This is a genomic window from Leptolyngbya sp. FACHB-711, assembly GCF_014695615.1.
In the GTDB taxonomy this organism is placed as follows: domain Bacteria; phylum Cyanobacteriota; class Cyanobacteriia; order Elainellales; family Elainellaceae; genus Leptolyngbya_A.
This window is the reverse complement of record NZ_JACJOR010000394.1, coordinates 1-8,660: the sequence shown is the minus strand read 5'-3', so window position 1 is coordinate 8,660 and position 8,660 is coordinate 1. Positions and strand designations below refer to the sequence as shown.

General features: G+C 51.9%; 11 protein-coding genes. 10 read left to right on the top strand and 1 reads right to left on the bottom strand.

Features of this window, described 5'->3' with window-relative positions; all coding sequences use genetic code 11:
- The 4 genes from H6F80_RS16695 to H6F80_RS16680 form a co-directional block, all read left to right on the top strand.
- Positions 1–1,122, top strand: a 1,122-nt coding sequence (locus H6F80_RS16695; RefSeq protein WP_190792655.1) for an aminotransferase class I/II-fold pyridoxal phosphate-dependent enzyme, incomplete at its 5' end; no start/stop codon positions are given.
- Between the two features lie 182 nt (positions 1,123–1,304).
- On the top strand, positions 1,305–1,907 hold the full coding sequence (cbiT, locus tag H6F80_RS16690) for a precorrin-6Y C5,15-methyltransferase subunit CbiT (RefSeq protein ID WP_190792654.1): 603 nt from the start codon (positions 1,305–1,307) through the stop codon (positions 1,905–1,907).
- Between the two features lie 309 nt (positions 1,908–2,216).
- On the top strand, positions 2,217–3,095 hold the full coding sequence (locus H6F80_RS16685) for a phosphatidate cytidylyltransferase (RefSeq protein WP_199296633.1): 879 nt from the start codon (positions 2,217–2,219) through the stop codon (positions 3,093–3,095).
- 39 nt (positions 3,096–3,134) lie between these two features.
- A complete protein-coding gene (locus H6F80_RS16680; protein WP_190792653.1) occupies positions 3,135–3,287 on the top strand; it encodes a hypothetical protein in 153 nt (50 codons plus the stop codon).
- Between the two features lie 14 nt (positions 3,288–3,301).
- On the opposite strand, the gene hemH is transcribed toward H6F80_RS16680, so the two are convergent.
- A complete protein-coding gene (gene hemH, locus H6F80_RS16675) occupies positions 3,302–4,465 on the bottom strand; it encodes a ferrochelatase (protein WP_190792656.1) in 1,164 nt (387 codons plus the stop codon).
- A 244-nt stretch (positions 4,466–4,709) separates the two neighbouring features.
- On the opposite strand from hemH, the gene H6F80_RS16670 reads away from it, so the two are divergent.
- From H6F80_RS16670 to H6F80_RS16645, 6 genes are all read left to right on the top strand, one after another.
- Entirely contained in the window at positions 4,710–5,897 is a 1,188-nt protein-coding gene (locus H6F80_RS16670; RefSeq protein WP_190792652.1) for a site-specific integrase, read from the top strand.
- Positions 5,898–6,195: 298 nt separating this feature from the next.
- The gene (locus tag H6F80_RS16665; protein ID WP_190792651.1) at positions 6,196–6,921 is read left to right on the top strand and encodes a class I SAM-dependent methyltransferase; all 726 of its coding nucleotides are present in this window, start codon (positions 6,196–6,198) and stop codon (positions 6,919–6,921) included.
- On the top strand, positions 6,870–7,058 hold the full coding sequence (locus H6F80_RS16660; RefSeq protein ID WP_190792650.1) for a CPXCG motif-containing cysteine-rich protein: 189 nt from the start codon (positions 6,870–6,872) through the stop codon (positions 7,056–7,058). The genes H6F80_RS16665 and H6F80_RS16660 overlap by 52 nt, the downstream gene beginning before the upstream one ends.
- Positions 7,059–7,063: 5 nt before the next feature.
- Positions 7,064–7,222 carry a hypothetical protein gene (locus H6F80_RS16655; RefSeq protein WP_190792649.1) on the top strand — a complete coding sequence of 53 codons (159 nt, stop codon included), beginning with the start codon at positions 7,064–7,066 and terminating at the stop codon, positions 7,220–7,222.
- Positions 7,223–7,328: 106 nt separating this feature from the next.
- Positions 7,329–8,171 carry a response regulator gene (locus H6F80_RS16650; protein ID WP_190792648.1) on the top strand — a complete coding sequence of 281 codons (843 nt, stop codon included), beginning with the start codon at positions 7,329–7,331 and terminating at the stop codon, positions 8,169–8,171.
- 32 nt (positions 8,172–8,203) lie between these two features.
- The coding region (locus H6F80_RS16645) for a response regulator transcription factor (RefSeq protein ID WP_190792647.1) at positions 8,204–8,660 on the top strand (457 nt) is incomplete at its 3' end.

The following is an 8,660-nucleotide window of genomic DNA, read 5'->3' as shown; positions in this document are numbered from 1 at the left end:
CTGATTCTGTCGGGAGCCACACCGGGATGGATTGAGCCTGTTGCTGACCCAGCCTGGGGCATTGCTCATGCGGTGACTCCGGCAGCCGTTCAAGCCGCCATCGATCGCAACCCGGATGCGAAAGCCGTGCTGATCGTTTCGCCCACCTACTACGGGGTTTGTGCTGATCTGGAATCGATCGCCCGCATCGCTCACGCCCACAATTTGCCTTTGCTGGTGGATGAAGCGCACGGAGCGCATTTTAGCTTTCACCCGGATTTGCCGATGTCTGCCCTGCAAGCAGGAGCCGATCTGGCGGTTCAGTCTACCCACAAAACCCTTTCTGCTCTGACCCAGGCGGCAATGCTGCACGTTCAGGGAAACCGGATCGATCGCGATCGGCTTCGGCGTGCCCTCCAGCTTGTACAGTCCACCAGTCCAAACTATCTGCTGCTGGCTTCGCTCGATGCCGCCCGTCAGCAAATGGCAACCCAGGGAAAAGCGTTGCTGAGTGAAACGATCGCCCTTGCCGAGAGAGTGCGTTCCCAGATTTCCTCGATTCCCGATATTCGCCTCCTGGCTCCTGAATCCGTTGCACGGCTGGGTTTTCCTGCCCTTGACCCGACTCGTTTAACGATCGAGGTTTCAGGCTTAGGCTTCAGCGGATTTGCCGCCGACGAAATTTTGCATCAAGCGTTTGGCGTGACTGCCGAGCTGCCGGGAATGACCACCCTCACTTTTATCCTCACCTTTGGCAATCTGATCGAGGATGCTGATCGCCTTGTCCATGCCTTTCAGCGTCTCAGCCACGATTACAGCATGCCGCCTGCATCTCCCTTGCTTTTGCCCGATGCTCCTCTGCCGATGCTGGATGCTTCGCAGTTTCCCGAAGAGATAATCGCTCCAATGTCGCCCCGAGCTGCTTTTTTTGCGCCCAGCCAAACCCTGCCTGTGGCAAAGGCGATCGATCGTGTGAGCGCAGAGCTGGTCTGCCCCTATCCCCCCGGAATTCCGCTACTATTGCCAGGAGAAGTCGTGACCCTCGAAGCGATCGATCGGCTTCAGCAAATCCTGAAAGCAGGTGGGATGATCACAGGCTGCGCCGACTTAACCCTGAAAACGATTCGAGTCGTGATGCATTAACAGCAGTAATGCAACAAGTCATACAACAAAGGGAGTTGTGCCAAACAGCCATCAACGCTGATTAAAAACCCGATCCCAAAAGGTCACGGGATTCGATCGCCAGATCAAATGGCAAACTACCCCCTCCTTTACTCCTCTACTCCCCCACCCCCTGATCCCTCTATCTCCCCCTTCCTTTGCCCATGCCTTCTCCGCTCTGGTCTTATGTGACTCCCGGTATTCCCGATGCCCTCTTCGAGCAACTGCCCGGTATTCCGCTCACCAAACGGGAAGTGCGGGTGCTGCTAATTTCTTCGCTGCGGCTCAAGGCAAATTCAATCCTGTGGGATATTGGTGCGGGTACGGGAACGATTCCGGTTGAGGCAGGGCTGCTCTGCCCACAGGGGCGCATTGTGGCGATCGAGCGAGATGAGGAAGTGGCAAGCCTGATTCGGCGAAACTGCGATCGCTTTGGCGTTAGCAATGTGGAAGTGATCGAAGGCAGTGCGCCCGACTGCTTGCAGAACTTAAGTGACGCGCCTGACTGCGTGTGTCTAGAGGGGGGGCGTCCGATTAAAACCATTTTGCAGGCAGTGTGGCAGCGGCTTTTGCCTCAGGGTCGCATCGTGGCAACGGCAAACAATTTTGAAAGCCTGTATGCCATTTCTGAAGGATTAGCAGAACTGCGTGCCCGCAATATTGAAGTGGTGCAATCGGCGGTCAATCGGCTCGAAACACGCGGAAACCATCAGCTCTTTGCCGCCGTCGATCCCATTTTTGTGCTGAGCGGTGAAAAGGTAGACTAAGAGGAATTGCGGCTGGACCTCGCCCGATCAGGCTCAAATTCCCTTTGCTCAAATCTCTTCTCAGCCTGAATCGATCGCGTTTAGCTGCGTTTTTGTGGATAGCAGGTGTGGGAAGGATGCTACGGTGTTCAATTTTGTTCTCGGTTCGGTCAATTCTCCTGTAGAACTGAAATCTGTGGCAGAGTAGTGCTGAAACTGAACTTTATGCCGTCATTCGTCAAGCTATCTCTTCACTGTTCAGGCCACATTCAGGCAATATTCAGCCAACATTCAGGCCAACATTCAGGCAACTAAGTCTTGAGTCAAACTATGCCCATACCGCTACCGCGTATTCTCAGTGCAATTGTGGCGATCGTCCTGGCGTTGGGGATGACGCTGCTGGGAGGCTGGTACTTTACCCTTGGCTTCGGCATTATCGTCTATTTGGGGCAGCTAGAGTATTTTGAGCTAACCCGCGCCAAAGGCATTGCGCCTGCCGCAAAAACTACGCTCGTCGTCAGTCAAATTCTGCTGGTAACTGCCACCCTTTCCTCGCCGCTTGCTGATGCCGTGATGCCTGTTGCTGGAACGTTTATCTGCTTTTATCTGCTGTTTCAGCCCAAATTTGCCACGATCGCTGATATTTCCGCTTCGATTCTAGGCTTGTTTTATGGCGGCTACCTGCCTAGCTATTGGGTGCGATTGCGGGCACTGGGCAGTGCAGAAGTCAGCAACTTACCCTTGAGCGGCTACTGGCCTCCCTTTCCTCTGCCCCACTTGCAAGACCTTCCCGTTGGGCTCACCGCCACGCTGCTCACCTTTCTCTGCATCTGGGCAGCCGATATTGGCGCGTACGTGTTTGGCAAAACCTTCGGTAAAACCCGCCTCACCGATATCAGCCCCAAAAAGACGGTTGAAGGGGCAGTGTTCGGAGTGCTGGCAAGTGTGGCCGTTGCGACGATCGGCGCATGGTATCTCGGCTGGGCAGGTTCACCCCTCAGCGGCATGGCATTAGGATTAATGATCGGCATCGCCAGCTTGCTTGGTGACTTAACCGAATCAATGATGAAACGCGACGCGGGCGTCAAAGATTCAGGGCAGCTTATTCCCGGACATGGCGGAATTCTCGATCGTGCCGATAGCTATGTTTTTACCGCACCGCTGGTTTATTACTTTGTAACGCTGCTGCTGCCGCTGTTGCCGGGGTAGAGGAGTGAGGAGGTAAGGGGATAAGGAGAGGGGTTGGCGATGATCTGGATTGGCGATGAGCTATTTCCGATTTCCTCAGGCGCGATCGGACTTCAACCGATATCCCTCACTCATCCGATCGTTTCGCCCGCAGCTCCGGTTAAGAGACATTGGAGACTCTTTAACCAATCCCTGACAGCAAATAATCCCTAACAGCAAATAACTCCTTACAGCAAACCCACAAAGTGCAGTGGACCGTGACCGCTAATTAGCTCGATCAGCAGTGCCAAAAAGCCCAGCATGGCAATTCGTCCGTTCCAGACTTCTGCGGTGGTGGTCATGCCCCATTCCCAGCGTTCCTGCGGGTACATCTTCACCCTTTTCTTCATCTGGGTGACTTCTGCCAGCTTTAAACTGGGCGAATTCATCGCAGAAATCACCAGATCTGCCAAGTCGTCAATAAAGATGGGATGGGTATTGAGGGCAGGCACGCGATGGAAGTGCTCGATTCCGGCTTCCTCGGCGACTTCGCGATATTCAATGTCGATTTCTTGCAGGGTTTCGATATGCTCTGAGACAAAGCTGATGGGTACAACCAGCAAATCCTCAACGCCCTGCTTTGCCAGATCTCCGATCGCCTCTTCGGTATAGGGCTTCAGCCATTCCACCGGACCCACCCGGCTCTGATACGCCAGCGTATGGGGATTCGAGCGATTCAGCGTTCGCATAATTAGCTCAACGCATTCTTCGATTTCCTGCTGGTAGGGATCGCCTGCCTCTTCCACATAGCTCACTGGAACCCCGTGGGCGCTGAAGAAAATATGGGCCTGATCCGGGTTTTCGAGCTGGTCTAGCTCTTTAGCGATCAGGTCTGCCATTGCTTTCAGGTAGCCCGATCGCTTATACCAGGACGCAATCACTGTGTAATCGATCCCGTGCAGCGCAGGGTCTTCTTGCCAGAGCTGCTCTAGCAGGCGGAAGCTTGACCCGCTCGTGCTGATCGAAAACTGCGGATACAGAGGCAGAATCACGAGGCGATCAATACCATCGCGCTTAATTCGAGCCACAGCTTCTTCGGTGAAGGGATGCCAGTAGCGCATTCCGATGTAAATCTGAGCGTCTTCCCCTTTTTCTTTCAGCGCATTGCGCAGTGCGTCTGCCTGTTCTTCGGTAATGCGGCGCAGCGGAGAGCCACCCCCGATTTGCTTGTAGTTTTCTTGCGATTTATTCGCACGACTCGAGGAAATCAGCCACGCCAGCGGCTTTTGCAGCCAGGGAAAGGGTAGACGGATGATTTCTGGGTCAGAAAACAAGTTAAACAGAAAGGGACGGACATCCTCTAGCTGATCCGGTCCGCCCAGATTGAGTAGTAGAACGCCAACACGACCCATAACTGCCACTCGTCCTTCCCTTAATATTTGTTACTGATTTTAACAATAATCTTTTCTAATTTGTGCCGCTCTGCTCAATTCCAATCGAGATTTTGCTTGAATAGAATCGCCAGCGTTGCCTCATTACTCGCTCAATCGGCTCTGCAAGCCATCACCTGCTATGCCCTCATTCTACTTAACCAGTGTATTGTAAGCTTTCCTTTTATTAAAAATGAGTCACGGTCTATCTGCAACCTAACAAAAGATGTCAGATTCGTCATCGAAAGACACCGATAGTTCGATCGATCCCCGCATCGAGCAGGCAAATCAACGTCTGAAGGCTGCTCGTATGGGACTTCAGATTGAGCGGCGCGGCAGTAAGCTTTGTCTGCGGGGAACCCTGCCCCCCCGTCCGGGAAGCGATCGCCTGCGGGCGCATCAGCAGAGAGTTCCGCTTGATCTCCCGGCAACGCCCAGCGGATTGAAGCAGGCAGAACAGCAGGTGAAAGTCATTGCAGCACAGCTTATCCAGAATACCTTTGACTGGCGGCAACATTTACCAGTCGCTGGAGGAAAGCGGCTGCATCAAATGGATCTGGCAGAAAAGCTGAAGGCGTTCGAGCGGCACTTTCTAGAGCATCTGGCAAAAGATAGCAATCCGGGCGCAACCCGCACCACCTGGGAAAAAACCTACGCGCCCTATCTGCGAAAGCTGGAAGCCACCACTCGATCGCATCCCAATTTCACCCTGACCGAAGCAATTTACAGCACGATTCAAGCTATTCCCGCCAATGCCCGGAGTCGGCAAGTTTGCTGTACTGCTCTGAACGCGCTGGCGCAATTTCTGCATTTGGAACTGCCGATCGACCTCAAAACCCTGTGGGGAACCTATAGCCCCAGCAAAACCCAGATGCGCCGCTTGCCGTCAGACGAAGAGATTATTGCGATTTTCGATACGATTCCCAGCCCGACCTGGCAATTTGTCTATGGCGTTATGGCGACCTACGGGCTGCGAAATCACGAGGTTTTCTTTTGCAACTACAGTGCACTGATCCAGGGCGAAGCCGAAGCCGCGATCGAAGTTTTGCCCACCACCAAAACCGGAAGCCATGAAGTGTGGCCCTTTTACCCGGAATGGGTCGATCGCTTTAATCTCCGCGAAGTCCGGCTGCCGCCCCTCAATCTAGATCTGCATCAAACCACGCTTCAACGCATCGGACAGCAGGTTGCCACGCAGTTTCGCCGCTATCAAATTCCCTTTTCGCCCTACGATTTGCGCCACGCCTGGGCAGTTCGCACGATTCATTTCGGGATTCCCGATACAGTGGCTGCCCGCATGATGGGTCACTCTGTCGCAATCCATAACCGCACGTATCATCGCTGGATTACCCGACGAGATCAGCAGCAAGCGGTTCAGGCTGCCCTAGAGCGGCGAATTATTCGTAATCTGTAATTCGGGTTCAGAATTTGGAATGGGAAGGGAGCGGTGAATGATCTGTGGTTCGGAATTGGGGATTGGAAATGAATTGGGAGTCTATACGGGACAATCGGTTTGTTGTACTGACGCTTGCTCCTGGTGTCAAGATTGAGAGGAGGAGTATAAACGCTAATCTCTCAATGACTTAATCAAGCAGTGACTGAGCCAAGCAGTGACTTAATCTCTCAAAGACTGAGTCAAGACTACAGATAGAACCTCCAAACCAACGCGCTGTTCCAGGTTCTGCAATTCCAAATTCCCTACGGATGACTCTATGGCTACGATTCTTCGAGATTTAAGCTATCGCTATCAATGGCTGTACGATGGCATCAGTCGTCTGGCGGCTTTAACGGTGGGCGGAGAGGCACGGTTTCGGCAGTTGGCACTGGAAGGACTGTCGATCGATCCAGCAATGCAGATTCTCGATTTGTGCTGTGGCAGCGGTCAGGCAACTCGGTACCTCGTGCGGCGATTAGCCCAATCGGGCAAGGGCTTCGCATCGAACCCTGTGGTCGGGCTGGATGCTTCACCTCTGTCGATTCAGCGATCGCAGAAAAATGTACCCGAAGCAGCGTTTGTCGAAGGCTGGGCAGAAGCGATGCCGTTTGAGGCGGAACAGTTTGACCTGGTGCATACCAGCGCAGCCCTGCACGAAATGAAGCTTGATCAGCTCCGCCAGATTTTGCGAGAAGTACATCGCGTTCTCAAGCCGGGCGGCGTGTTTACCCTGATTGATTTTCATCAGCCGACCAATCCGATTTTTACGCCGGGGCTTTATGGCTTTTTCTGGCTGTTTGAAACCGAAACGGCGTGGGAGCTTCTAAAAACAAACCTGGTCAGCGAACTCGAAGCGGCAGGATTTTTAAATCCTCAGCAAACTCTACTGGCGGGCGGCAGCTTGCAGCGGATTCAGGCACTTAAAAAGCAAGATGATCAGGAGAAAAACGAATGCAAAACACCGCAGAATATGTCTGTGCCTATTGTGGAGAACCAAGCCTGACGTTTATCGATTTCAGTGCGGGGTCTACTCAGTCCTACGTGGAGGATTGTCAGGTATGCTGTCGTCCGAACATCTTGTATATCACGATCGACGAAGACACGCTGGAGATTGCGATCGACACTGAATACGAGGGGTAGCCGTAATGCCAATTGTTCTGTTAGGAATGGTGCTGATTCTCACTGTTTTCTTTACTGAAAAAGCAGTCTATTTCCCAGTGGAATTTCTGTTTTCGCTGCGTTTACCGTTCTGGTTTAGTGTGGCGATCGGGTTGCTGTTGGCTGCCTGGTTCCTGGAAGATTAGTTAGATTATTCAAACAGAGCAAAACGAGGAAAAGCAAAGCGAACCCTCAACGCTTCCATCTCAGAAATTAATCTCACAAATTCTCCAATCCCGGAGTTCATTAGAAGTGTCATCCCAATTGATTTTGCTGGTAGAAGACAATCTTACAAATCAAAAAATTATCAGCCAACAGCTAAGATCATTGGGCTATATAGTCGAAATTGCGGCAGACGGTCGCTCTGCGGTTCAGAAAACTGCCCAGAAGCAATACGACATGATTTTGATGGACTGTCAACTGCCCGGTATGGATGGATTTGAAGCGACGATCGCCATCCGGCAGCACGAGCAGATTGCTTTATCCAGTCCCCCATTATCGGGTGGTACAGCGTTAACCCATTCTCAGCCAGCAATCATCATCGCCATGACTGCCAGCAATTTGCCGCGTGACCAGGAACGGGCGATCGCCGCAGGCATGAATGACTATCTTCAGAAGCCAATTCAACGTGTGATGCTGGAAGCTGTTCTGAAACAATGGATGCAACAACTTAAATTGCCAGAGCAACCAGGCTCTAACCCATCCACAGAAGTTCCTCAAACGGATCAAAAGGCAGTTTCCCTGTCGCTGGAGGCATATCTTGACCTACACTACCTGCATCAGCTCTCTGATAACTCTCCAGAGTTTGAGCTTGAGTTGCTGCACGTTTTTCTGAAGGACAGTCACGACCATTTAACGACTTTGCGGCAGGCGATCGATCGGCAAAACTATCGTCTGGCAGAGCAAGCCGCTCATCATTTGAACGGGTCGAGTGCTAATATTGGAGCAAAATCAATCCAATCGGCTGCGGCAGAACTAGAGCAACAGGCTGGCCAACAGCAGTTTAAATCGATCGAGTCTTTGTTAGCCGAAATTGAATCTTCGCTGAATCATATTCAGGAGTATCTAGCTCAGTTTAAAAATGCACTAAGTTAAACAGATTTATACTCTCTTTCGTTTCCGAATTCATGTTTAAGATTCTGGTAATTGATGACGATCCGTTAATCTGTTTGACCGTCAAAAAACTGCTACAGCATGATGGGCATGAGGTGATGACTGCCGCCAATGGCCAGGAAGGCATCGAACAGGCAAAACAGTTTCAGCCTGCCCTGATTATTTGCGACTGGAATATGCCAGCGATGGACGGTCTAGAAGTTTGCCGTCAAATCAAGGCAGAACCTCGTTTAACAACAACTTTTTTTATTCTTTTTACCTCAAGAATGGCGATCGAAGATCGAATTCAGGGATTGAATAATGGAGCGGACGATTTTCTGTCAAAGCCAGTTGATTTTGGTGAGCTAAAAGCAAGGGTTGGGGCTGGGCTGCGGCTGTATCAGCTCAATCAAGATTTACAAACCCAAAAACAGCGCCTTGAAGATGAGCTGAGCGAAGCGGCTGCCTATGTTCGATCGCTCCTACCTGCTC

Excerpts from the sequence above, each read along its gene's own strand:
- cbiT (WP_190792654.1), top strand. The coding sequence starts at position 1,305 with ATGCCTTCTCCGCTCTGGTCTTATGTGACTCCCGGTATTCCCGATGCC.
- H6F80_RS16685 (WP_199296633.1), top strand. The coding sequence starts at position 2,217 with ATGCCCATACCGCTACCGCGTATTCTCAGTGCAATTGTGGCGATCGTC.
- H6F80_RS16680 (WP_190792653.1), top strand. The coding sequence starts at position 3,135 with ATGATCTGGATTGGCGATGAGCTATTTCCGATTTCCTCAGGCGCGATC.
- hemH (WP_190792656.1), bottom strand. The coding sequence starts at position 4,465 with ATGGGTCGTGTTGGCGTTCTACTACTCAATCTGGGCGGACCGGATCAG.
- H6F80_RS16670 (WP_190792652.1), top strand. The coding sequence starts at position 4,710 with ATGTCAGATTCGTCATCGAAAGACACCGATAGTTCGATCGATCCCCGC.
- H6F80_RS16665 (WP_190792651.1), top strand. The coding sequence starts at position 6,196 with ATGGCTACGATTCTTCGAGATTTAAGCTATCGCTATCAATGGCTGTAC.
- H6F80_RS16660 (WP_190792650.1), top strand. The coding sequence starts at position 6,870 with ATGCAAAACACCGCAGAATATGTCTGTGCCTATTGTGGAGAACCAAGC.
- H6F80_RS16655 (WP_190792649.1), top strand. The coding sequence starts at position 7,064 with ATGCCAATTGTTCTGTTAGGAATGGTGCTGATTCTCACTGTTTTCTTT.